The organism is Haloferax sp. SDI50, from assembly GCF_059802635.1.
In genome coordinates this window covers 754,441-777,804 of the sequence record NZ_JBPULL010000001.1, presented here as the reverse complement: position 1 = coordinate 777,804, position 23,364 = coordinate 754,441, and the positions used below count along the sequence as shown (strand labels likewise).

Genomic DNA, 23,364 nt, shown 5'->3' with positions numbered 1-23,364 from the left:
CGGCGCAGTCAGTCGAGCTTGCCGAGCGCTTCGAAGAAGTCGGAGGTCGGCCCGGCGAGTCGCACCGGCGAGTCGGACCGCTCGATACGAATCTCCGTCGGCGGCGATACCGTCCGCCGGGTCCGCCCGTCGCCGACGACGACCGCCGACGCCGCGCCGGTGACGGTGACGCTCACGGCGGCTCCCTGAGGGACGACCAGCGGCGGCATCCCCTCGTCGGCCGCCATCTCGGTGACGACGAGTCCCTCGACGCCGGGGTGGACGAGCGGGCCGCCCTCGCTGAGGTTGTAGGCGGAACTCCCCGCGGGCGTCGTGACGAGCACGCCGTCGGCGTGGCTCCCGGAGTACAGCGAGCCGTCCACGCGGACTTCCAGGTCCGCGCCGCCGCCGTGACCCCGCCGAGGGCCGTGGACGACGACCTCGTTCATCGACGGGTCCATCTCCCAGCCGTCGCCGCTGGCGACGATTCGAGGGACCTCTCGAACCGACTGGCCCCCCTCACGGAACGCGGCGACTTCGGCCAGCACCTCGTCGATGGCGTCGGCGGGCGAGACGGCGTTCAGGAAGCCGACCTCGCCGAGGTTGACGCCGAGAATGGGAACGCCGTCGGCACCGCGGGCGGCGTAGAGAAACGTTCCGTCGCCGCCGATGCTCACCACGAGGTCGCAGTCGTCGAACGACTCGACGGGCGTGCCCTCGACGCCTAACTCCTCGGCGGTCGCCGCGTCGACGACGGCCTCGGCGTCGACCTTGGCGAGCGCCTCGCTCGTCTCCGCGGCGAGGTACGCGGCCCGGCTGTTGCCCTTCTGTGCGACGATGCCGACCTTCATGCCCCGCGGTTTGACGCCCCCGGGCAAAAGCCCACCGTCACGTCGTCCGGTCTCGGCTCGCTCGGTTCATCCCGACGCCTCTCGGCTCGCCGCCCTCGGTGACGCCGCGTGGTAGCTCCGCGCACGGGAAACGTTCATCACGACGCCGACACACCATGTGATGATGGCAGGCACGGACGCCGGCCGCGCTGTCGTTCGGTGGTGGCTCCCGTGAGTGACGACGACGACTGGTTCGAACGGGCACTCCGCGAGACCGACGACGGCGAGACCGACGCAGACGACGCGGACCCCGAGGAAAGCGAGCAGCGTGACGACGACAAAACCGACGACGGCGAGACCGACGTAGGCGACGCGGACAGCGGTTCGGCCGTGGAGTCGGACGCGCCGGACTCGTCGGTGACGGGGGGAGCCGAGTTCGAGACCGAAAGCGAGGGGGCCGACGCCGCCGACGAGCGCGACGAGCCGCTGTCGTTCGGTGACGGCCCGTTCGGGGACAGTACGGGCGACGACTCACGCGACGACGACCCACTCGACGGCGACGACGACCCGTTTTCGACCGACTTCGCCACGGCGTTCAACAACGCGCCGATGCCCGACGCGGGCGGCGGGTTCGGCGGCGCCTCGTCCGACGACGATTTCGGATTCGGTCCCGCTCCCGGCTCCGGTCCCGAGGGGTCTGACTCCCCGACGTTCGACGACGAGGAGTTCGACTCCGACATCGACCGCATCGATATCGGAATCGAGGGGCTCGACGACATGATTCTCGGCGGCGTCCCCAAACGGTCGCTGATGGTGGCCATCGGGAGCGCCGGGACCGGCAAGACGACGTTCGGGCTACAATTCCTCCGGAAAGCCCTCGAAGACGGCGGCAGCGGCGTCTACATCACGCTCGAAGAGAGCCGCGAGCGCATCCTCGATACGGCCGACGAGAAGGGCTGGGAGTTCTCGACGTACGAGGCCGACGGCCGACTGGCCGTCGTCGACCTCGACCCCGTGGAGATGGCCAACAGCCTGTCGAGCATCCGCAACGACCTCCCGCGGCTGGTCGAGGAGTTCGGCGCAGACCGACTCGTCCTCGACTCCGTCTCGCTTCTGGAGATGATGTACGACCACCCCTCGAAGCGCCGCAGCGAGGTGTTCAACTTCACGCGGTCGCTGAAGGACGCCGGCGTGACGACGATGCTCACCTCCGAGGCGGACCAATCGACGCCGTACGTCTCCCGCCACGGCATCGTCGAGTACCTCTCGGACGCCGTGTTCGTCCTCCAGTACGTCCGCGGCGACGACTTCCGGGAGACGCGACTCGCAATCGAGATTCAGAAGATACGCGACGCCAACCACTCCCGGGAGACTAAACCCTACGAACTCACGAACGAGGGAATCAGCGTCTACCAGCAGGCAAATATTTTCTAAGTCCGCGGTCGGCGTTCTGCGTTCCGACGGCGTCGGCCTCGGAAGCGCGCTCCGCGGCACAAAAGCGTCCCCGGGAGCGGCGGCGTCGAGACCTCAGTCGTCGGCGGTCGCAGGGTCGGACGACTGTTCGGACCCGAAGCTCTCGAAGTGGACGACCTCGTCGACCGGGCGGCGGTACTTGCGTTCCGCTTGCAGTTCGTCGGCGTCCTCGGCGGGGTACCCCATCGTCAGGAGCATTACGGGTTCGTAGCGCTCGCCGTCGATGTCGAACGCGTCGAGGACGGCGTCGGCGTCGAAGCCGCCGATGGGACAGGAGGCGACGCCCTCGTCCCACGCGGCGTACATGAGCGACATCGCGACGAGCGACGTCGAGCGGACGGTCCAGACGCGGCGCTCCTGTTCGGGGAGGTCGGCCATGCCGGCGATGTTGTCGAGGATGCCGTCGCGGACCTCCTCGCTCGGCAGATAGCCTTTCTCCAGCATGTCGTCGGTGACGGTCTCGGCGTGCGCTTCGGGGTCCTTGTTGCCGAGCACGATGACCGACGCGGCGGCACCGGTGACGTGGTCTTGGTCGTAGGCCGCCTCGCGGAGCAGCTGCTGTGTCTCGTCTTCGCGCAGTACGACGAACTCCCACGGCTGGAGGTTGTAGCTCGACGGGGCCTGCACGGCGTTTTCGAATATCGTCCGGAGCGTCTCGTCATCGAGCGACTCGTCGGCGTACTCGTGGATAGAGCGGCGGGTCGTCACGACCTCTGTGAATTCCATCGGTTGCCGCCAGGGACGGCACGGAAATAGGGCGTTGCAATCCGGTCGAACCGGCCGATTCCGGTGTGCTCGCAGGACTCATATCATCGCCTCACTAGGTGACGCCGGTGTTACCGAGGGGTCGGATACGCGGTCCCGTTTCGGCGTGTCGCGCGCCGTGACTCACCGCACGATAGTCACGGGCACCGGCGACCGCCGGAGGACCTCCTCGGCGACGCTGCCGAGCAGGATGCGCGAGACTCCCGTCCGACCGTGGCTGCCCATCACGACGTGGTCGTAGCCGGCGTCGTCGTCGAGCACCTCGACGATGAGCTTCTGGGGGCTGCCGACCTCGATGCGGTCGGTGATCGGCCTGTCGGCGTCGACGAGTCCCACTTCGGCTTTCACCTCGGCGAACGTCTCTCTCGCCTTTCGTTTCTCCGCTTGGAACCACTCCTCGGAGCCGCTGAGCGCCCGCTCTTTGTAATCGGCGTCGGCGGGGTTGATGACGTTCAACAGCGTGAGTTCGGCGTCGGGCCACTCCGAGGCGGCAAAGCGGACCGCGGCGACTGACTGCGGCGACCCGTCGATTGGGACGAGCACGTGTTCGGCCATGTCGCGGCCTACTCGGGCGCGGGCTAAAAATCCGCCCGCCGCGCCGCGTTGGGGCGCTCAGTCGCCGTGTCGCGTCACGCAGGTCGAAAGCCCCGTCAGTTCGACGGGTTCGGAGTTGTCGGGCGAGTAGACGACCATCTGGCCTTTCTCCATGTACGGCACCTTGTCTTCGAGGTTCGGCGGGATGTTGACGCTCTTGATGGCGTCCTCGTCGCCGAGGTTGAGCACGATTTTCGTGTTCACCTGCTTGAACACCGGGTCGGCGATGTCCTGCGGGTCCTGCGTGATGAGGAACAGCCCGAGCCGTTCCTTGCGGCCCTGCTTGGCCGCCTCGGTGAACTTCTGGATGACCTTCCGCGCCTGCACCGAGTCGGCGTCGGTGAGGAAGTTGTGCGCCTCGTCCATCCCGAGGACGACCGGCGTCTCCTTGATGCGGTCGCTCGACGGGTCGTTCGAGAGCTTGTCGTCGATGAGCAGCGCCGACACCGCGAGGACGAACAGCTCCTTCGCCCGACTCGACGAGAGGTGGTAGGTCGGCACGACCGTCAGCCCGCCGGGGCGGACGAGCTGGTGGTCGAGGTCGGTTATCGGCCGGGCATCTTGGTCGAAGACGCCGCTCGGCACGCCGCGAACTCGGCGTTTCACCGCGTCGAAGGTGGCCTCGTGGACCCGTCCCGACTCGTGGAGTTCTTCTTTCAGCGCCGGGTCGTCGAGGAACGTCAGGAACTCCTTGTACGTCCCCGAATCGCCGTAGTTCCGGAAGAAGCGGTTCAGGAGTTCGGTGAGCGCCGGATACTGGTTGTCGTTGAGGCTGCTGCCGGCGACGAGCCACGGGAGGTCACGCACCATCGAGAAGGGGATGGTGAACTCCAACTGCTCGGCGCGGTGGTTCGCGCCGGGGTACGACGACCCGGCCATCTTGGGGACGAGCGCGACCGTATCCTCGTGGCCGCCGTGAGCGACGCCCTCGCGCTCGTAGCGACGGGCCGTCTCGGCGTCCATGTCGGGGTTGTCGTCGTGCATCTGGGCGTACTCGTCCTGCGGGTCGAACTGGACGACCGCGGTCTGCACCTCGCGGCCGTCGTCCATCTCGTAGCTCCGTTCCTCCGAGAGGTACTGCCGCAGGATGTTCTTCGAGGCGTGGGTCTTTCCCGACCCGGTGCCGCCGGCGACGAGCGTGTGGCGGAACACGAGCGGGTCGCCGTCGGTGTAGTCGTCGTTCAGCCGGTAGTCGATAGTCGGCGGCCGGGCCGCGGTCCGGACCTTCTCGCCGCCGACCGAGAGGTGTCCGAGGAAGACGCCCGCCTCGGGAATCTTCAGGCCGGTCTTAATCTGGGTCGCGTCGGTGGCCTCACCGACCGTCGCCTGCGGTTTCGGCACGCGGTCGACCATCCGGCGCTTGAGGTCGCCGCCGTCGGAAAACAGGACGGCGATGGGTTCGAGTTCGGCCATGAACTTGAAATCGCGCTCCTCGAACTCGTCGGCGGGGCGGCGCATCGCCCGGCGGGCGTGAATCTCCGTCGCGTCGTCGGCCTGGAACTCCTGGGCGTACTCCAGGCCGACGATGCGGCAGAACAGCAGTTCGTCGTCGGGGTAGGGGACGACGAGGTACTTTCCGAGGCGGACGCGCTCGCGGTTACCCGTGGTCACGAACGCCCGGAGCGCCGTCCGGTCTGAGTCCTCCGACACGCGCAGGCCCTGCGAGACCGCAATCGCGCCGACGCCCCGCTCGTCTCCGACGGGGTCGGCGTCGTAGTCGTCAAACCGCAGGTCGTCCGCGTCGTCGGTCGCGCCTGCCGAAGCGGTCGCATCTGTCGAGCCGTCGTTGTCGCGGTGGCCGGGGTCGGTTTCGACGCCGTCGCCACCGACGCCGTCCCCGCCGGCCGCGCTCGCGTCGGCCGCGTTCCCACCCTCCGAGGCGGGTTCGGAGCGCCCGCTTTCGGCGGCTTCCGCTCCTCGGTCCGCTTGACTCGGGTCGGACGAGTCGTCGGGGTCGTCGCCGGCGAAGTCGCTAAAATCCCCCAGGTCGGTCATGTTCGAACGCTTGCGGGCGGCGAGTAAAAAGCCACGCGTCGGCGGCGGCTCTCGGTCCCGTGTCTGATGGTCCCGTATCCCGCGGTCTCGGGGCGTCGCGTACGACTTTTCCGTGTCGCGCACCTAGCCCGGCTATGTTATTGGTCCGCGGCCACGGCGGCGGCACGGCACTCACCGGGACGATATTCGAACGGGGGGAGCAAGCGCCGACCTACCGCGGCGCGCCGGACGAGGACGCGCCCTACGTCTGGGTCTGCGACGAGTTCTACGAGGTCGAAAGCGGCGGGTCGGAGACCGAAATCGACGGGCGGACGATTCGCGTCGCCTTCGACACGCCGCTCCCCCGCGGCTTCGACACCCGCGAGCAGGCGCTGTCGGCGGCGAAAGAACACGTCAAGACGCAGTTCGCCCGAGTCGGCGTCCCCGCCGACGACGTGCGGGTCGAGGTCGTCAGGCCCGAAGAGGAGGGGACGCCGGAGGCCGAACAGCCGGTCCCGACGGACCGCTCAGCCGACGAGGGGTCCGCCGACGAAGGCTCTCCCGAGGGCGACGCGTCGCGCTAAGTCGCGCTGAGCCGCGCGCCCCCGAGACTCACTCGTCGGCGTCGACCCAGCGGATGTTGTCGTAGCTTTTCATCTGGTCCGAGTCGAGCTTATCGGAGAGTTTGCGCCTGAGCGCCGCCTTCTCGCCGACGCTCACCCGCGCGAGTTCGTCGGCCTTCTCGACCGCAAGCGGCGGCCCGCGCGTGGCGGCCACGTCGCGGACGACGTGGTGCATCAGGTCGGCGCGGAGGTCGGGGTCCTTCGTGAACGCGTAGGGCGCTTCGACTCGGTAGCACACGTCGGTTCGGGGGTCGTACAGCACGAAGAACGTCACCGTGTACGCCTCGGGGTCGAGCTTCCGCTCGATGCCGAACGCCTCGCCCTCGGCGCTCAGTTGGCGGTCCGACCCGCCGCGCGAGACGAACCAGCTCGTGAACGTGAGCTCGTCGGTGCGGCGCTCGTCGCCGTCGGCCCCCTCGCGGCGTTCGAGCAGGCTGACGAAGAAGGCGGCGTCGTCCACCCACGGCCGCCTGCCGGCGTCGCTTCCGTCGAGCTGTTTCCTGACCGTGCGGACGACGTGTTTCGCGCCGGGGTTCTTCACGAAGCCGGCGAGGGGGACGCCGCGCTCGACGAAGCGCTCGACGAGTCGGACGTAGTTCTCCAGGACGGCCTTCGGCTTCGCGTCGCGCGCGAGGTCCTTCAGTTCGGCGTCGCGGTCGCGCCAGTTCAGGAGTTCCTTCGGGTACACCGGCCCGTCGAGGATGAGCAGGTCGGAGACGGCGTCGGCGTGTTCGAGCGCGTGGGCGCTCTCGGCGAGGTAGAGCGCGAGCGCGTGGACGACCCCCTCGGCGTAGCGGTTGACCCGCGGGACGCTCAGGACGCGGCGGCGGCCGTAGCCCTCGTCGGAGTGGAGCCACTCGTCGGTGTCGAAAAACTGGACCGGGTCGTGGGTGTGCGCCGCCATGACGATAGAGCGGTGGCGGTGGAGGTCGAGGTCCGACGGCTCGGCGGCCATCGCGGCGTGGGCCACGTCGAGGACGAGTCCGTTTTTGAACGTCGTCGGGTTGATGGTCCCCGAGTCGAGGCCGTGGACGGTCGGAAACGGCGACTCCGTGAGCGCCACGTCGTCGATATCCGCGGCGTGGAGCCGTTTTTCGCCGAGCGGCTCGACGATTGGGAGTCCCCCGTCGGGCGATTCGAGGGGGTCGAGCCAGGATTCCCAGACCGTCCGCGCGAGGTCGTCGTAGTCGGCGTCGTCGACCGAGTCAGCGATGGAACTCGCCATGGACGCGATGTCGTCCACGTGGACGGGGTCGAGGGTCATATCTCGGCGTCGTCGCCGACGAGTATAGTGGTTGTCGTCGGCGGCGGGAGTCACCCCGACGGGACCGGGAGAGCCGGCGTGCGACGGGTCGCCCCCTCGACAGGTCCCGGCACGCTCATACCGCTCCGTTGCCAACGCTTCACCGACGATGTCTGTCAGCGCGGTCGGGTTCGACCTCGACTACACACTCGCGGTGCCGACGCGGGACCGCGAGACGATTCTCTCGGAGGCGGCGGCGGCGGCGGGCGCCCCCCCGCTGACCCGAGAGGCGTATCTCCGGGCACACCAAGAGAACCTCACGCGCGAGACCCGCGCGCCCATCTTCGAGACGCTCCTCGACGAGCACGGCTCTCCCGTCGACCCGGAGCGCGTCGCCACGGCGTACAGAGAACGAATCACCGACGCGGTCGTCCCCGTCGAGGGCGTCGAGGCGATGCTCACCGGCCTGCGGACGACCTACCGCGTCGGCCTCCTCACAAACGGCCCGGTCGTCGCCCAGGAAGCGAAAATCGACAAACTCGGGTGGCGCGACCACTTCGACACGGCCCTCGTGACGGGCGCGCTCCCCGCCGGCAAGCCGGACGAGCGGGCGTTCGAAGCCCTGCTCGACGACCTCGGAACCGCCCCCGAAGAGACCGTCTACGTCGGTGACAGCGTCCACCACGACATCGCCGGCGCGCACGACGCCGGGCTGCTTCCGGTGCAGGTGCTCGGCGACGGCTGTGACGACCCCGACCCGCGAGCAATCGCACACATCCACCACGACGACTTGCCGGCCGAGCTTCCGAAGCTCCTCGCGGACCTCTGAACCGGTCCCGCGAGAGCGTCTATTCTTCGTCTTCCTCTCGCTCCCCGGCGTCGAGCGCCGCGACCAGCGCGCGGAACGCCGGGAGCGTCCACTTCACCTGCGCGCCGTCCTCGACGAACACGAGCGTTCGCGGCGGGCGGACCGCCTTCGGGCGCACGCGAAGCCCCGCCTCGGAGGCGGCCTCGGCGGTCACGTCGGGATGGGCGAGGAACTCGACGCGGGCGCGGTCCGGTTGGACGTACACCTCGGCGACGCGTTCGCCGTCGGCGGCGACCGCGTAGGCGAGCGCGCCGTCGTCGGTCGGTTCCACGTCGGCGTCGGCGTCGACGACGGAGAGAACCGAGAAGGCGTCCTCGTGGCCCGTGACCTCCGAGGCGAGCAGTTGGGCGATGCGTGTCCCGTCGGAGAGCGAATCGACGACCATGCCGGCCGTTCGCGCCCGGACGGTTTCGGGGTGTCGCTTCGCGGCGGGCGGAGAGAAGAGAACGACTGGCCGGCGCTACTCGGCCAGCGACCGCTTTGCTTTCTCGGCCGCGTCGTCCACGTTCACGTCGTTCGCGCGCGCGAACAGCACCGCGGCGGCCTCGGCGGTGACGCCGAGGCGAGACTGTCGTTCGTTGATGCCGGCGACGGCGGCCTGTTTTTCGACGCCGGCGGCGACGCAGGCGTCGAGAATCTGCTCGAACGCCGACTGCTCGCGGAGGACGGCGGCGTCGGGTTCGAACTCCTCGGGAATCTGTACGTCGGCGGGGTCGAACGTCGCGACGACCTCGCCGTCGTCGCGTTCGACGAGGCCGCGGCCCGCCGCGAGGTCGATGAGGCGCTTAGCCTGGTCCGGGGAGAACCAGTCGCGGTCGAGCGACAGGGCGACGACGAACTCGCCCTCGCCGAGGCGGGTCGAGCCGTGTTGCCGGAAGGGGACGGCGACGGTGACGTCGAGACTCATCGCTTCGACGGCGGGCGCGGGCGAACTAAACGGTTTGTGTTGCCTCCGCCCCCGAGCGACGTGGTGCCACCCGTCTCCGCCGAGCACCGATTCGAGCGATTCAAGTAGTCACCGAGGTTTTTACCCCGTATGAAGGACCAAGGACGCTCCAAGCGGAAGCGGACCGGCGGTCGGCGCAAGCCGTCCCGAAACAAGAAGCGATACCAGCTGGGCCGCGAACCCGCCGCCACGACGGTCGGCGAGCCCCGGTTCCAGATTATCGACTCCCGCGGCAACAACGAGAAGCTCCGCGCCCTCTCGACGAACGTCGCGCAGGTCGCAGACGGTGCCGACGTGACGCAGGCCGACATCGAAGGCGTCGTCGACAACCCGTCGAACGTCAACTACGCCCGCCGGAACATCATCACGAAGGGCTCCATCATCGACACGAGCGCCGGTCGCGCCCGCGTCACCTCCCGCCCCGGTCAGGACGGACAGGTCAACGCCGTCGTCGTCGACGACGAGTAACTCTCTTTCCCCGCGTCGTCGTTTCGGCGCGGCTCGACTGTTTTACTCCCGCGAGCCGCGCGGCCGTCGCTCACGGGCGCGATTGGTCGAAGTCGAAAACGGAACTGGACGGTGCTGAATCGAATCGTGCGACCCGACGCGGCGGGTCGGCCGGTCAGGGCGTCGGCGCGGCCTTCTGGAGCGCCGTTTCGGCGATGTTGCCGCCGTAGTCGGCGCTCCGCGAGACGGAGTCGACGATGAGGCCGAGCAGTTGCGCGCGCGCCGGGTCGAGGTCCCGGAGGAGTTCGTCGATGCCGCGGGCGCTGGCGTCGATGGCCTGAACGGCCTCGCGAGACTCGTTGGCGAGGCGGCTCGCCTCGTCGCTTTCCTCGGCGAACAGCGCGTCCATCCCGCCGTTGACGACGCTTTCGGTTTCCTTGAACAGCTCCTGAATCGCCTCGACGATTTCACCGTCGACGGGCTCCTCGAAGTTCAACGAGAGGTGGGCAATCTTGGTCGCGTGGTCGCCGATGCGCTCCAGTTGCCGGGCGGCGGACTGGTAGTCGAAGCAGATTTCGCGGGGGAGGCCGAGCTCTTCTGCGGCCTTCGGGGTCCGGAGCGTCGCCCGGAAGATGCGGGAGACGACCATCCAGAGGCGGTCGACGTCGTCGTCGCGCTGGATGACGTCGCGGGCCATGTCGTCGTCCTGCTCGGCGATGGCCGCGATGGCGTCTTCGAGCATCGAAAGCGCGATGAGTCGCATCCGAGTGACCGCGTTGTGGATGGAAAGCTCGGAGGAGTCGAGCAGGTCGCGGATGACGACCCGGTCGCGCGTCTCTTCGAGCACTTCGAGACCGACGAGACTCTGGGTCGCCTCGCGGATGGTCCGGCGCTGGTCGGTCGTGATGCGCGAACTCTCCAGCGCGATGATGTCGAACCCGCTCACGTACATCGTCATGACGGCGCGCGTGAGTTCGTCGCCTTCGAGGGTCGCGATGTCGAGGGTGCCCTCGGTGCGTTCCTCCTCGGAACGGGGCGTCAAGAACAGCGAGTCGCCCTCCGGATAGAACTCGACTTCGCTCCCCGCCGAGACGCCGTTGTCCGTCGCCCAGTCTTTGGGAATCGAGACGGTGTAGGTGGAACCGCCCGTCACCTGCACCTTTCGGGTTTCGACCATGTCCGTGGGTGGTTCTCAATCCACAATAAAACTGTCTATATCTATATATTGGAGTCCGCTTTTATGTGATAAGTGCGACCGAACGTGATTCGTGCCGATTCGAGCCCGAACTGCCGCCCACTCAGTAGTCATTTTGCGCCGCGTCCGTCGCCCCGAGCGCCCCGCGTTTTCTGACACGTCGGAGAAAGTTCGCGCACGAGACGGCCATGAATGGGACAATCGGCTGTTTCCGTCGATTTCACCTCGCTCTTGTTACACGCTAGCATCCCTTGGGGACATACCAGAATGTATCACTATATAGTCGTCATAGCAGGGTATTTACGGAAAAATCGGCTCCTCAAAATCGATGACGCGTAACTCGGACAGCGTTCTTTCGCGGCGTAAGTTCCTGATTGCCTCGGGCGCGACCGGTCTCGCGGGACTCGCCGGGTGTACCGAGAACAACACCGGCGGCGAGGGCGGGAGCTCCGGCGGCGACTCCGAGGGAACGGACTCGTCGGGCGACGGGAGCAACGAGCTCTCGGGAACCATCGATATCGCCGGTTCCTCGACGGTGTTCCCGCTCGCAACCGCGGTGGGCGAGCGCTTCCAGAGTGAGCATTCGGAGGTCAACATCAACCTCCAGTCCACCGGCTCCGGTGGCGGCTTCGCGAACTACTTCTGTACGGGACAGACCGACTTCAACAACGCCTCGCGCCCCATCAAGGGCGAAGAAGAGACGCAGTGCGAGGACAACGACGTGACGCCCGTCGAACTCAAGGTCGCAACCGACGCGCTGACCGTCATCGTCAACAACGACAACGACTTCATCGGCGAGGGGCTCACCGTCGAACAGCTCCGGACCATCTTCTCGGCCGAGTCGACTCCGACGACGTGGTCGGACGTCAACTCCGAGTGGCCCGACGAGGAAATCGAGATTTACGGTCCCACCGACGCCTCCGGTACCTACGACTACTTCATCGAGGCCATCATCGGGGAGGAGGGCCCGGGCCACCGTCAGGACTACTCCGCGACCGAGCAGGACCGCACTATCATCCAGGGCGTCGAAGGCTCCGAATACGCGATTGGCTACCTCGGCTTCGCGTATTACAGCGAGAACACCGACGCCGTGCAGGCGGTCGCCATCGAGAACGACGCCGGCGAGTTCGTCGAGCCGTCGCTCGACACGGCGCTGTCCGGCGAGTACAACCCCCTCTCCCGCCCGCTGTTTACCTACCCCGCCCGCGAGTCGCTCGCGGAGGACCACGTCGCGGCGTTCGCCCGCTACTGGATGGAGAACTCCACCAGCCGCGAAATCGTCGCCGACGAGGTCGGCTACGTCCCGCTGGGCGAAGACGAGCAACAGGAGATGCTCGACACCCTCAACGCGGCCATCGAGGAAGCCAACTAGCCGCTTTCTCGACAGAATCAGCTAACGAAGCGCTTTTTCATACACCACGATTCAATCCAACCAATGAGCACAGATGACCTCGAAACCGACCTCACGCGGAACACGGAGAACGCGCCGCGTGAGTTACTGACGCGGTCGTTCTTCTTCCTGTGCGCGGCGTTGTCCGTCGTGACGACCCTCAGTATCGTCGGACTCCTCATCACGGAGGCGGCCAAGTTCTTCACGCTGACGGCCCCGCTGATGGGTGTCGCGGGGGAGACGGCCTCTATCGTCGACTTCCTCACCGGAACCACGTGGCAGATACACAGCCAAGAGTTCGGCGTGCTGGCGCTCGTGTCTTCGACGCTGATGGTCACTATCGGGTCGGCCATCATCGCGCTCCCGCTCGGCGTCGCCACCGCCATCTACCTCAGCGAGTACGCGAGCGCGCAGGCTCGGTCGGTTCTCAAGCCCGCGCTGGAAATCCTCGCCGGCGTCCCGACCGTCGTCTACGGCTTCTTCGCGCTCATCTACATCACCCCGGCGCTGGAAGTCGTCTTCCCCGGCATCGGAACGTTCAACATGCTGTCTGCGAGCATCGTCGTCGGCATCATGATTATCCCGATGGTCGCCTCTATCAGCGAGGACGCGATGTCCGCCGTCCCCGACGAACTCCGGCAGGCGGGCTACGGCATGGGCGCGACGAAGTTCGACGTGTCCACCGGCATCGTCGTCCCCGCCGCGCTGTCCGGCATCTTCTCCTCGTTCATCCTCGCGCTCTCTCGCGCCATCGGCGAGACGATGGCCGTCACCGTCGCCGCGGGCGCGCAGGCGAAGTTCCTCAACCCGCTCAACCCCGCGTCGTACCTCGAAGGCGCGCTGCCGATGACCGCCGCCATGGTCCAGCTTCTCACCGGTGACATCACCGGCGGCGGGCTGGCCTACCGCAGCCTGTTCGCCATCGGCCTCGTGCTGTTCGTCATCACGCTCGTCATGAACGTCATCAGCGACTACGTCTCGCGGCGCTACCGGGAGGCATACTGAGATGGCGACCGACACCGACTCCGGCTACATCGACGGCTTCGGACAGGTCAGCCGAACCACCGGGACCGTCTTCCGGTATCTGCTGTTGGCCGCGACGATGTTCGGCATCGTCACGCTCGCGGTCCTCCTCGTCTACGTCGCCAACGACGCGATTCGCCCGCTCACCGCCGACCTCGGCTGGCATCTCACCTTCTTCCTGACGCTCGTCGTCCCCACCGCGGTCGTCGGCGGCTCTCTCGCGCGCCGGAACGTGCCGGCGCTCAAACTCGGCGGCATGGTCGTCGGGATGCTCGCGGTGTTCCTGATGTTCAGCGGGGGCGTCGCCATCGTCTTCGTCGACATCGTTCCGCCGCTGACCGGCCTCTCGTACGTCGTCGGCCTCCTCGTCCCGGCGGCGCTCGTCGTCGTCCTGACGAAGTACGAACAGCGGATTTCCTTCACCCTCCGCGTCGCCGCGACCGGGGCCGCGTTCGTCCTCTCGCTCGTCGGCGTGCCGGGCTACTTCCACAGCATTCCCGAAATCGTCCGCCAGCTTCCCGTGGTCCCCGCCGACTGGGTGATTCTGACGCTCGTCCTCGGCGGCGTGGCCGCGGTCGCCGTCGGCCAGTACGTCGCCCGCATCCGTGAGGACACCACCGCGGGCCTCGCCGCGGGCGCGTCCGCGCTCCTCTTGACCGGCCTCGCGGCCGTCGTCGGCCCGACGCTCGGCGTCGACGCCAACGCCGCCGCCGTCGTCACGTCGGTCGCGTTCGTTCCCACGCTGGCGTACGCCGGCGGCGCGGCGGTCACCCGCGAACGGGAGCGAATCGGCCTCCTGCTCGCGGCCGTCGTCATCGGCGGCTCGCTCGTCGGCGCGGTCGCGGTCGACGTGCTCGGCTTCGCCGGCCCGCAGTCGTGGGTCGACTGGCAGTTCCTCACGAGCGCCCACAGCGGAACCGCCGAGAACGCCGGTCTCTATCCGGCCATCGGCGGCTCCATCCTGTTGATGGCGACGGTTGCCGCCCTCTCGTTCCCGCTCGGTGTCGGCGCGGCGGTGTACCTCGAAGAGTACGCCCCGGACAACGCCTTCACCCGATTCATCGACGTGAACATCTCGAACCTCGCCGGCGTCCCCTCGGTCGTCTACGGCCTGCTCGGGCTCGGCGTGTTCGTCACCTATCTCGGCCAGCCCACGGGGACGGTCCTCATCGGCGGCGCGACGCTCGCGCTCCTCATCCTGCCCATCGTCATCATCTCCTCGCGCGAGGCGATTCGCGCGGTCCCCAGCGATATGCGGCAGGCGTCCTACGGCATGGGCGCGACGCGCTGGCAGACCGTGAAGAACGTCGTCCTCCCGGAGGCGTTCCCCGGCATCCTGACCGGGACCATCCTCGCGCTCGGCCGAGCCATCGGCGAGACCGCGCCGCTCATCATGATCGGCGCGCCGAACGTGCTTTTCAACCTGCCGACGGAGCTCACCTCGAAGGTGAGCGCGATGCCCCTGCAGGTGTACGCGTGGTCCAGCCTGTTCGCCAGCGAGGACTTCTACACGAAAGCCGTCCCGGCGGGCGTCGTGGTCCTCTTGGCGGTCCTCCTCGCCATGAACTCCATCGCCATCGTCCTGCGCAACAAGTTCGAAAGTGAATCCTGAACATCACCAATGAGCCAAAGAGACAAAGCACCCGAGGGAGAACAGCAAGCCATGAACGGAACAGAGGACCCGACGAACGACGAGATGCTCGTCGAAACCGACGTGAGCGACGGGCTCTCTGCGTCGGGGAACTCGGTGAGCCAAGGGGTCGAGACGGTCATCAGCTCCGAGGACATCAACGTCTGGTACGGCGACGACCACGCGCTCACCGACATCACGATGGACATCCCCGAAAACAGCGTGACCGCCATGATCGGGCCCTCCGGCTGCGGGAAGTCCACGTTCCTCCGCTGTATCAACCGCATGAACGACCTCATCGACGTCGCCCGCGTCGAGGGCCGACTCACGCTCCGCGGGAAGAACGTCTACGACGACGACGTCGACCCCGTCGCCCTCCGCCGCCGCGTCGGCATGGTGTTCCAGAAGCCGAACCCGTTCCCCAAGAGCATCTACGAGAACGTCGTCTACGGCCTGAAGATTCAGGGCATCGACGCCGACTACGACGCGGTCGTCAAGGAGTCGCTCAAGCGCGCCGCCCTCTGGGACGAGGTGAAAGACCGCCTCCACGAGTCCGGGCTCGACCTCTCCGGCGGCCAACAACAGCGTCTCTGTATCGCCCGCGCCATCGCGACCGACCCCGAGGTGCTGCTCATGGACGAGCCGGCTTCGGCGCTCGACCCCGTGGCGACCTCGCAAATCGAAGACCTCGTCGAGGAACTCGCCGAGGACTACACGGTCGTTATCGTCACCCACAACATGCAGCAGGCGGCGCGCATCTCGGACCAGACCGCCGTCTTCCTCACCGGCGGCGAACTCGTCGAGTTCGACGACACCCAGAAAATCTTCGAGAACCCCGAGAGCCAGCGCGTCGAAGACTACATCACCGGCAAGTTCGGATAACTCCGCCGCCCGCGCTCACCGGCGCTCGTCCGACCCTCGGGTCGCTTCTGTGCGACGTTCGATTCGCACCCGCGGAGCGACGGCCGCGTCCCGCCGTCACGCATCCGACACGGTCGTTCGGGTGGTATCGGCGGCGCGGCCACCGAAACCATCACAAGGAATTTCACTTCGCCTGTCGGAACGTCACGTATGGCCAGAAACACGTACCAATCTCGCCTCAATCAGCTCGAAGAGGACGTGTTGTACCTCAGCGAACTCGCCGCCGAACGGGTCCGGTACGCCCTCGACGCGCTCGAAGACAAAGACGAGCGGAAGGCACAGGAAGTCATCGAGGGCGACCACGAAATCAACCGTATCTACCTCGACTTGGAACAGGACTGCATCGACCTGCTCGCGCTCCAACAGCCGGTCGCGGGCGACCTGCGGTTCATCGCGGCGTCGTTCAAAATCATCACCGACCTCGAACGCATCGGGGACCTCGCGACCAACCTCGCGCAGTACGCCATCGACGCCGAAAACGACGTGTACGCGGAAGTCGACATCCGCCGCATCGGTGACGCCGCCCTCGACATGGTCGACCAAGCGCTGGACGCCTACGAGTCCGAGGACACCGACCTCTGTCGCTCCGTGGCGGAGCGCGACGACGACCTCGACGCGATGTGCGACACCGCCTCCCAGAGCATCGTCCGCGACCTCATGAGCGGCGACGACTTCGAGGGTGACGGCGACCTCGACCCCGAGACCGCCCTCGTCGACGTGCGCCGACTCCTGCTGACGGTGCGCGACCTCGAACGCATCGGCGACCACGCCGTCAACGTGGCGGCGCGGACGCTCTACATGATAGACAACGACGACTCGCTGCTGTTCTGAGCGGGCGTCTCGAACCGACGCGTACCGACGCGTCGCTCTCTTCTTCGAAAATTGCGAGAACAACACGACCGCAGAGCGCCGGCCGTCGGGCTTACTGGAAGCCGATGCGGCCGCCGTCGCGGGTGTCGGGCGACAGCCCCTCGCGGGAGCCGCCTTTGAACTGGTCTTGGATGTCCTCGTAGTAGCGCATCAGTTCCTCGGTGATGGTCGGTCGGACCGACTCCATTGCCTTGCGGAAGTGGCGCATCTCGATTTCCTCGGCGTCGGAGTCCTCGCGGAGCGCCTCGATGGCCGCCTCGCGGCAGATGGATTCGAGGTCGGAGCCGACGTAGCCGTCGGTTATCTCCGCGATTTCGCGGAGGCTCACATCCGGCGCGAGCGGACTCTGCTGCGTGTGGATGTCGAGAATCTGCTCGCGGCCCTCCTCTTCGGGCTGGCCGATGAGCACGAGGCGGTCGAACCGGCCCGAGCGGATGAGCGCGGGGTCGATCATGTCCGGGCGGTTCGTCGCCGCGATGACCATGACGTTCCCCGCGTCTTCGAGGCCGTCTAACTCCGTCAGGAGCTGGTTGACGACGCGCTCGGAGACGTTGTTGCCCATGTCGTTGCCGCGGGCCGGGGCGAGCGCGTCGAGCTCGTCGAAGAAGATGATGGTCGGGGAGACCTGCCGCGCCTTGCGGAACGTCTGCCGAATCGCCTTCTCCGACTCACCGACCCACTTCGACAGCAGCTGCGGGCCGCGCACCGAGATGAAGTTCGCGTTCGTCTCGTTGGCGACGGCCTTCGCAATGAGCGTCTTCCCCGTCCCGGGCGGCCCGTAGAGGAGCACGCCCTTCGGAGCCTCGATGCCCATCCGCTGGAACTTCTCGGGGGTCGTCAGCGGCCACTCGACGCTCTCTTGGACCTTCTGTTTGGGCCCTTCGAGCCCGCCCACGTCGTTCCACGTCACCTTCGGAATCTCGACGAGCACCTCGCGCATCGCCGAGGGTTCGACCTCGCCGAGCGCGCCGCCGAAGTCGTCGTTCTTGACGACCATGCGGTCGATGAGGCTCGGCGGGATGTCCTCCCTGTCGAGGTCGATCTCGGGGAGGTAGCGCCGCAGCGCCTTCATCGCGGCCTCCTTGGTCAGCGCCTCGATGTCCGCGCCGACGAAGCCGTGGGTGTCGTCGGCGAGGTCGTCGAGATCCACGTCGTCCGAAAGCGGCATCCCGCGGGTGTGAATCTGGAGGATTTCCTTGCGGCCCTCCTCGTCCGGCACGCCGATTTCGATTTCGCGGTCGAACCGACCGGGCCGGCGGAGCGCGGGATCCACCGAATCGACGCGGTTCGTCGCCGCGATGACGATAACCTGACCGCGGGCTTCGAGCCCGTCCATCATCGTCAAGAGTTGGGCGACGACCCGGCGTTCGACCTCGCCGGTCACGTCCTCGCGCTTGGGCGCGATGGAGTCGAGTTCGTCGATGAAGATGATGCTCGGGGACTCTTCTTTGGCGTCCTCGAATATCTCGCGGAGCTGTTGTTCGGACTCGCCGTAGTACTTCGAGATGATTTCCGGCCCTGCGATAGAGAAGAAACTCGCCGAGGTCTCGTTGGCGACCGCGCGGGCGAGAAGCGTCTTCCCGGTGCCCGGCGGACCGTGGAGCAACACCCCCTGCGGGGGCTCGATGCCCAGTTTCTTGAATATCTGGGGGTGCTTCATCGGCAGTTCGACCATCTCGCGGACGCGCTGAATCTCGTTGGTCAGGCCGCCGATGTCCTCGTAGGTGATGCCGCCGCCGGCCTTTTCGAAGCCCGAGATTGGCTCCTCGCGGAGCTCCACGTCGGTGTCCTCGGTGACGAGGACGACGCCCTCGGGCTTCGTCTCGACGGCGATGAGCGGAATCGCCTGTCCGGGCGACCGCATAAACGGATGGTTCGTACTCGACATCACCGGGACGATGTCGCGTTCGACCACGGGCCGTTTGAGAATCTGCCGTTTGACCATGCCGGCCGCGTCGGACCCGAACTGCACGCTCGCCTCCTCCGGCGGCGCAAGCACGAGTTTGTCGGCCTTCGTGGCCTCTGCTTTGCGGATGGTGACCCGCTCTCCGATGCCCACGTCGGCGTTCTGCCGCGTGAACCCGTCGATTCGGACCGTATCCGTGTTCCAGTCCTGCCGGTCTGCCCGCCACACCTTCGCGGCGGTCGTTTTTCCTCCCTCGATCTCGATGATGTCTCCCGGCGAGAGCTTGAGATGGAGCAAGGTGTCCGGATCAAGACGGGCGATACCGCGCCCCGAGTCGTTCGGGTACGCTTTCGCCACTTCGAGTTGGACTTCGTTCATGATTACCTCGCGGGGATGCTGATACCTGTGAGAGGCCATCGGATAAGTCCTTCCCCGGTCGGCCCGAGGCACCGTCCTCTCGTGGTTACAGCCTAGCACACCGTAGGGCGGGCGGCTACTAATCCCTGCCGACTGGACAGGGAACGGCGCGTCGATGGCTGGCGTTTTTACGCTCGAACACCACGGTTTACGCATGCGACTCCTCGCGTTCGACGGCCGGATGGGTGCCAGCGGCGATATGCTCCTCGGCGCGCTCGTCGCCGCCGGCGCTGACCCGTCGGTCCTCTCGCCCGTCGAAGACGCCCTCGACGTGACCTATCGCGTCCACGAGGTCGACAAAAACGGTATCCTCGCGACCAAGGTGGACGTGCTCCTCGCGGAGGCCGACGGGGGCGACCCCCGCGGCGAGGGTCACGGCGACGACCACCGACGCCTGCGCGCCGACGGCGACGACGGAGCCGACTCCGACGACGGTGGCGACAGCGACGACGCCGAACACAGCCATCAGCACCAGTACCACCACCACGACCACGCTCACGACGAGGAGCAGACTCACCACGACGGCGACGACAGCCACGAACATTCGCACGGCCACGACCACAGTCACTCGCACTCTCACGACGACCACGACCACAGCCACCCGCACTCTCACGACGACCACGACCACAGCCACTCGCACTCTCACGACAACCACGACCACAGCCACCCGCACTCTCACGACGACCACGACCACAGTCACCCGCACTCCCACGACGACCACGACCACAGCCACTCGCACTCCCACGACGACCACACCCACGCCGAGGGTCACGGTCCGCACCGGACCTACCCCGAGGTCGTCGACCTCGTCGAGTCGATGAATCTCCCGTCGGGCGTCGTCGCGGACGCGACGGCCATTTTCCGCGTGCTCGGCGAGGCCGAGGCCGAGGTCCACGGCACGGACCTCGACGCGACGCACTTCCACGAGGTCGGCGCGGACGACGCCATCGCCGACGTGGTCGGGGTCTGTCTCCTCCTCGACGACCTCGACGTGGACCGCGTCGTCACCGGCCCGGTCGCCGTCGGCGGCGGCGAGGCCGAGATGAGCCACGGAACCTACCCGGTCCCCGCACCCGCCGTGCTCAACATCACCGCGGCGGCCGACTGGTCGGTCCGCGGCGGCCCCGTCGAGGCCGAACTGCTCACTCCCACGGGCGCGGCCATCCTCGCGCACCTCGCCGAGGGCGTCGAGACGCTCCCGTCGATGTCGGTCGAGTCGTCCGGCTACGGGGCCGGCGGCTGGGAGTTCCCCGACCACCCGAACGTCCTCCGCGCGGTCGTCGGCGACGGCGGCTCGCGGCTCGTCCGCGACGAGATTACCGTCCTCGAAACGAACCTCGACGACGCGCCGCCCGAAGTCCTCGGCAGCCTCCAAGCGACCCTGAAAGACGCCGGCGCGCGCGACGTGACCATCGTCCCGACGACGATGAAGAAGTCCCGCCCCGGCCACCTCGTCAAGGTCGTCGTCAAGCCGGAAGACGCCGAGCGCGTCGCTTACCGCCTCGCGGTCGAGACCGGCACGCTCGGCATCCGCGAGCACGGCGCGGGCCACCGCTGGACCGCCCGCCGCGAGTTCGAGACGGCGACGCTCGACATCGACGGCGACGACTACGAGGTAAGCGTGAAGGTCGCCAGCGACGCCGACGGCGTCGTCTACGACCGAAGCGCCGAGTACGACGACGCGCTCGCGGTGGCGAACGAGACCGGGGTTCCCGTCCGTGAAATCATGCGCCGCGCCGTCGACGCGGTGGCGTCAGACGCCGGCGAGTGAGCGATTCGCGGGGCTCCCCGCCCGAGACGCGCCGCCGAAAAAACCGTTCGCGACCGACCCGTCAGGTCACTTCTCGTTGAACTGCGGTCGGGAGTTGAACGGCGCGAACGTCCCCGCGGAGTTGTTCACGTGTATCCACGCGTGGAGACCCCAGTGCCCCGCCGCGAACCCCCATGTGCCGTCGTCACCGTCGCCGTGGAACAGGTCCGGGAACGGGCCGGTGTACGTCTCCTCCTCGTCGAACAGGTACTCCACCGCGCCGAGAATGAGTTCCTCCTTGCCGTTGCCCTCGTTTTTCCCGTAGACGAGCGCGGCGGGCTTCGTGATATCGACCTCGTCGTCGTAGTTCTCGATGATGTAGTGGTGGTTCACGTAGTGGTAGCCCATACCCGGCACGAACGGACTGCCGAGGGCGTAGCCGTCCGCGATTGCCTTCCGAACGTCCGCGTACTTCGAGGTGGTCGCCCGAACCGACGCGAGTTCGCGCTGGAGCGCCCCGCGGTGCGCCGCCGCGGGCGCGGCGAACGCGCCGACCGAGAGCGCGCCGACGCCGAGGGCCTTCAGGTACGTTCGTCGCCCGAGTCCGGGGGTGTGTGATGTGCTCATGCGACACAGAATACGCGTCGGTAGAACGTAGGTATGAATCGGTGAGGGTTCGTCCCGCTGCGCGAGAGCCGCGTTAGCAGGGGATTTCGAGACTCAGCACTCGCCTTCCACTCGGGTCGCGTTCGGCCGCGACGACACCCGTTAGGCGGCCGTTAACGACCCTGAAACCGCTCTCGTTCGGTCTCTCACTCCTCGCGCGAGCGGTGTTCGTCCAACGCCTCGTCGATGCTCAGTTCGCCGCCGGCGACGCGCCGCGCGAGGCCATCGTCGATGGTGCGGTTGTCGGCCGACGCCTCCCGGGAGCGCGCCTTGATGCGCGTCAGTTCGCCCTCGGTCGGCTCTATCTCGCGGGACTCGATGCGCTCGCCGTCCCGGCGGGCGATGTTCACCGCGGCGAGCACGTCGCCCATGCCGCGCGCGCCGCTACCGAGGTACGGCGTCGTCCCGGTCTCGTCGACGAGTTCGACCGCGACGCCGTCGAGTTCGTTGATGAGCTTCGCGCCCTGTAAGCGCGCGCCGTCGCCGATGCGAACCACGGGGTCGACCGCGTCGTCGGTCTCCTCTCGGATGACCTTGACGGCGTCCGCAAGCGGGACGTGGAACGCGGCGACGACCGTCTCGCCCGAGAGGACCGCGATTCCCGGTCTCGTTCCGGGGTCGACGCCGACGACGGTCTGTCCGCCGTCGCCGCGAAGGCTCGCGAGCGCCTCGTCGACGGCCCGGCGCACGTCGTCGCCCGTGGCGGTCACGCGAGTCACGGTTCCGTCGGAGCCCGTGCCGTCGAGGTCGTCGTCCGGGCCGGTGAGGAGGACGCGCGCCCGCTCGGGAAGCGAGTCGCCCGGCTCGACGGTCGTAAACGTGACACCTCGGCTCCGGAGTTCGGACACGGCCTCGTGGTAGAGGTCGAAGTCCGCGGTGGCGACGACTATCACGGGAGCCTCTTGGCGACGGCGACGAATAAAGCGTTGTGCGCGAGGCGCTCGCGGCGGTCGGTAGCCGGCGTCGGCTCGGTGACGCGCGATGCCGAAGCGCGCCGGCGGCGGCCCGGCGACGACTGGGGTGGACCGGGGTCTTTTTCGGCCGGTGGCACTCACCTCCTGACGTGACAGAGTCAGTCTCCACCGGCTGTGACGCGCTCGACGACCTCCTCGACGGCGGGTTCGAACGCGGCACCGTCACGCAGGTGTACGGTCCCTCCGCGGCCGGCAAGACCAACGTCGCGCTCTCGGCGGCGGTCCGGGTCGCCGCCGCGGGCGGCACCGTCGTCTACATCGACACCGAGGGTCTGTCGGTCGACCGCTTCCAACAGCTCGCGGAGGCGGTCGCCCCCGAGGACGTGGAGTCTGTGACCTCGCGGCTGATGATAAGCGAGGCGTACGACTTCGAGGACCAAGCGCAGGCCGTCCGCGACGCCGAGGAGTTCGCCGCCAGCGCCGACCTCATCGTCCTCGACTCCGCGACCGGCTTCTACCGGCTCGAACGGACCGCCGAGGGCGACGGCGGCGAGGCGCTGCGCCGGGTCGCCCGGCAGGTCACCCACCTGCTGTCGCTCGCGCGCAAACATGACCTCGCGGTCGTCCTGACGAACCAGGTGTACGCCGACCCCGACTCCGACCGGACGCGCGCGCTCGGCGGCCACACCCTCGAACACTGGACCGGGACCGTCGTCCGCCTCGACCGCTTCCGCGGCGGCAACCGCCGGGCGACGCTGGAGAAACACCGCGCGAAACCCGCCGGGGAGACGGCGACGTTCAAGATAACCGACCGCGGACTCTCAGCGACTGACGTGTAGAAAAGGGGTCGACGCGGCCGGGGAGATGACCCGGCCGAATCCCGCTCCTGTCTCCGATTTCCGTTCCCGTTCTCGTTCCCGTTCGGGCGCGCCGGTGAGTG

The 23,364-nt window shown here is 67.5% G+C and carries 22 protein-coding genes; 11 read left to right on the top strand and 11 right to left on the bottom strand.

Annotated features, from left to right (window positions below):
* Positions 1-8: 8 nt before the first annotated feature.
* Positions 9-830: an NAD(+)/NADH kinase gene (locus ACSR87_RS04090; RefSeq protein WP_498529603.1), complete on the bottom strand. Its 822-nt coding sequence runs from the start codon at positions 828-830 to the stop codon at positions 9-11.
* A gap of 210 nt (positions 831-1,040) precedes the next feature.
* Here ACSR87_RS04090 and ACSR87_RS04085 point away from each other — a divergent pair, with 210 nt between their 5' ends.
* On the top strand, positions 1,041-2,243 hold the full coding sequence (locus ACSR87_RS04085; protein WP_498529602.1) for a KaiC domain-containing protein: 1,203 nt from the start codon (positions 1,041-1,043) through the stop codon (positions 2,241-2,243).
* Positions 2,244-2,336: 93 nt separating this feature from the next.
* Here ACSR87_RS04085 and ACSR87_RS04080 read toward each other — a convergent pair whose 3' ends face one another.
* From ACSR87_RS04080 to ACSR87_RS04070, 3 genes are all read right to left on the bottom strand, one after another.
* Positions 2,337-3,008 carry a nitroreductase family protein gene (locus ACSR87_RS04080; protein ID WP_498529601.1) on the bottom strand — a complete coding sequence of 224 codons (672 nt, stop codon included), beginning with the start codon at positions 3,006-3,008 and terminating at the stop codon, positions 2,337-2,339.
* 162 nt (positions 3,009-3,170) lie between these two features.
* A complete protein-coding gene (locus ACSR87_RS04075) occupies positions 3,171-3,602 on the bottom strand; it encodes a universal stress protein (RefSeq protein WP_498529600.1) in 432 nt (143 codons plus the stop codon).
* Between the two features lie 57 nt (positions 3,603-3,659).
* Complete coding sequence (locus ACSR87_RS04070) at positions 3,660-5,636, bottom strand: ATP-binding protein (protein WP_498529599.1); 1,977 nt, start codon at positions 5,634-5,636, stop codon at positions 3,660-3,662.
* A gap of 134 nt (positions 5,637-5,770) precedes the next feature.
* Here ACSR87_RS04070 and ACSR87_RS04065 point away from each other — a divergent pair, with 134 nt between their 5' ends.
* Positions 5,771-6,199, top strand: coding sequence for a DUF7113 family protein (locus ACSR87_RS04065; RefSeq protein WP_498529598.1), 429 nt, complete (start codon positions 5,771-5,773; stop codon positions 6,197-6,199).
* A 28-nt stretch (positions 6,200-6,227) separates the two neighbouring features.
* Here the strand turns inward: ACSR87_RS04065 and ACSR87_RS04060 are convergent, their stop codons facing one another.
* Positions 6,228-7,502 carry a DNA double-strand break repair nuclease NurA gene (locus ACSR87_RS04060; protein WP_498529597.1) on the bottom strand — a complete coding sequence of 425 codons (1,275 nt, stop codon included), beginning with the start codon at positions 7,500-7,502 and terminating at the stop codon, positions 6,228-6,230.
* 148 nt (positions 7,503-7,650) lie between these two features.
* Here ACSR87_RS04060 and ACSR87_RS04055 point away from each other — a divergent pair, with 148 nt between their 5' ends.
* The gene (locus ACSR87_RS04055; RefSeq protein ID WP_498529596.1) at positions 7,651-8,310 is read left to right on the top strand and encodes an HAD family hydrolase; all 660 of its coding nucleotides are present in this window, start codon (positions 7,651-7,653) and stop codon (positions 8,308-8,310) included.
* 19 nt (positions 8,311-8,329) lie between these two features.
* Here the strand turns inward: ACSR87_RS04055 and ACSR87_RS04050 are convergent, their stop codons facing one another.
* Positions 8,330-8,734 carry a DUF7993 family protein gene (locus tag ACSR87_RS04050; protein ID WP_498529595.1) on the bottom strand — a complete coding sequence of 135 codons (405 nt, stop codon included), beginning with the start codon at positions 8,732-8,734 and terminating at the stop codon, positions 8,330-8,332.
* Between the two features lie 75 nt (positions 8,735-8,809).
* Positions 8,810-9,256, bottom strand: a complete 447-nt coding sequence (locus ACSR87_RS04045) for a DUF2240 family protein (RefSeq protein ID WP_498529594.1) — start codon at positions 9,254-9,256, stop codon at positions 8,810-8,812.
* Between the two features lie 129 nt (positions 9,257-9,385).
* Between ACSR87_RS04045 and ACSR87_RS04040 the strand changes: the two genes are divergently transcribed.
* Positions 9,386-9,763, top strand: coding sequence for a 30S ribosomal protein S8e (locus ACSR87_RS04040; protein WP_004042262.1), 378 nt, complete (start codon positions 9,386-9,388; stop codon positions 9,761-9,763).
* A gap of 154 nt (positions 9,764-9,917) precedes the next feature.
* Here the strand turns inward: ACSR87_RS04040 and ACSR87_RS04035 are convergent, their stop codons facing one another.
* A complete protein-coding gene (locus ACSR87_RS04035) occupies positions 9,918-10,919 on the bottom strand; it encodes a phosphate uptake regulator PhoU (protein WP_008575534.1) in 1,002 nt (333 codons plus the stop codon).
* A gap of 346 nt (positions 10,920-11,265) precedes the next feature.
* On the opposite strand from ACSR87_RS04035, the gene ACSR87_RS04030 reads away from it, so the two are divergent.
* The 5 genes from ACSR87_RS04030 to phoU all read left to right on the top strand — a co-directional run bounded on the left by ACSR87_RS04030 (position 11,266) and on the right by phoU (position 16,732).
* Entirely contained in the window at positions 11,266-12,309 is a 1,044-nt protein-coding gene (locus ACSR87_RS04030) for a PstS family phosphate ABC transporter substrate-binding protein (RefSeq protein ID WP_498529593.1), read from the top strand.
* Between the two features lie 63 nt (positions 12,310-12,372).
* A complete protein-coding gene (gene pstC / locus ACSR87_RS04025) occupies positions 12,373-13,332 on the top strand; it encodes a phosphate ABC transporter permease subunit PstC (protein ID WP_498529592.1) in 960 nt (319 codons plus the stop codon).
* Between the two features lies 1 nt (position 13,333).
* The gene (gene pstA, locus ACSR87_RS04020; RefSeq protein ID WP_498529591.1) at positions 13,334-14,962 is read left to right on the top strand and encodes a phosphate ABC transporter permease PstA; all 1,629 of its coding nucleotides are present in this window, start codon (positions 13,334-13,336) and stop codon (positions 14,960-14,962) included.
* Positions 14,963-15,013: 51 nt separating this feature from the next.
* On the top strand, positions 15,014-15,862 hold the full coding sequence (gene pstB / locus ACSR87_RS04015) for a phosphate ABC transporter ATP-binding protein PstB (protein WP_498529590.1): 849 nt from the start codon (positions 15,014-15,016) through the stop codon (positions 15,860-15,862).
* A gap of 189 nt (positions 15,863-16,051) precedes the next feature.
* A complete protein-coding gene (gene phoU, locus ACSR87_RS04010) occupies positions 16,052-16,732 on the top strand; it encodes a phosphate signaling complex protein PhoU (protein ID WP_004062587.1) in 681 nt (226 codons plus the stop codon).
* A gap of 91 nt (positions 16,733-16,823) precedes the next feature.
* Here phoU and ACSR87_RS04005 read toward each other — a convergent pair whose 3' ends face one another.
* Entirely contained in the window at positions 16,824-19,055 is a 2,232-nt protein-coding gene (locus ACSR87_RS04005) for a CDC48 family AAA ATPase (RefSeq protein WP_004042269.1), read from the bottom strand.
* 193 nt (positions 19,056-19,248) lie between these two features.
* Here ACSR87_RS04005 and larC point away from each other — a divergent pair, with 193 nt between their 5' ends.
* Positions 19,249-20,865 (top strand): nickel pincer cofactor biosynthesis protein LarC, encoded by a 1,617-nt coding sequence (gene larC, locus ACSR87_RS04000; protein ID WP_498529589.1) that lies wholly within the window; start codon positions 19,249-19,251, stop codon positions 20,863-20,865.
* A 66-nt stretch (positions 20,866-20,931) separates the two neighbouring features.
* On the opposite strand, the gene ACSR87_RS03995 is transcribed toward larC, so the two are convergent.
* Positions 20,932-21,471, bottom strand: coding sequence for a hypothetical protein (locus tag ACSR87_RS03995; protein WP_498529588.1), 540 nt, complete (start codon positions 21,469-21,471; stop codon positions 20,932-20,934).
* Positions 21,472-21,656: 185 nt separating this feature from the next.
* On the bottom strand, positions 21,657-22,403 hold the full coding sequence (locus ACSR87_RS03990; protein ID WP_498529587.1) for a hypothetical protein: 747 nt from the start codon (positions 22,401-22,403) through the stop codon (positions 21,657-21,659).
* A 170-nt stretch (positions 22,404-22,573) separates the two neighbouring features.
* Here ACSR87_RS03990 and radB point away from each other — a divergent pair, with 170 nt between their 5' ends.
* Positions 22,574-23,263, top strand: a complete 690-nt coding sequence (gene radB, locus ACSR87_RS03985; protein WP_008575550.1) for a DNA repair and recombination protein RadB — start codon at positions 22,574-22,576, stop codon at positions 23,261-23,263.
* The last annotated feature ends 101 nt before the right edge of the window (positions 23,264-23,364 follow it).